The sequence below is a fragment of the Bacillus sp. SIMBA_005 genome (genome assembly GCF_046535585.1).
Classification (GTDB): domain Bacteria; phylum Bacillota; class Bacilli; order Bacillales; family Bacillaceae; genus Bacillus; species Bacillus pumilus.
Genome location: NZ_JAWRWI010001346.1, coordinates 1 through 228, shown reverse-complemented (window position 1 = coordinate 228; position 228 = coordinate 1). Strand labels below are relative to the sequence as shown.

The window sequence follows — 228 nt, the reverse complement described above, 5'->3', positions numbered from 1 at the left end:
ATCGGATGCTATGGCGGTTTTCCGGCCGCAAATGAAGCGACGTCAGGCTATTTGTTTCAGTCAGGTGATTACTCTCTGCTTGTTGATTGCGGCAGTGCCGTTTTGTCTAAGCTGTTCGGATATGTGCCGGCGGAAAAGCTGGATGCAGTCGTTCTGTCTCATTATCACCATGACCATATCGCTGATATCGGGCCGCTGCAATTTGCCAAGCAAGTCGGTTCGTTTCTC

At 50.4% G+C, this 228-nt stretch carries 1 protein-coding gene; it reads left to right on the top strand.

Annotation, left to right across the window (positions count from 1 at the left end):
• On the top strand, window positions 1-228 hold a 228-nt coding region (locus tag SB660_RS24445), incomplete at both ends, for an MBL fold metallo-hydrolase (RefSeq protein WP_410585260.1).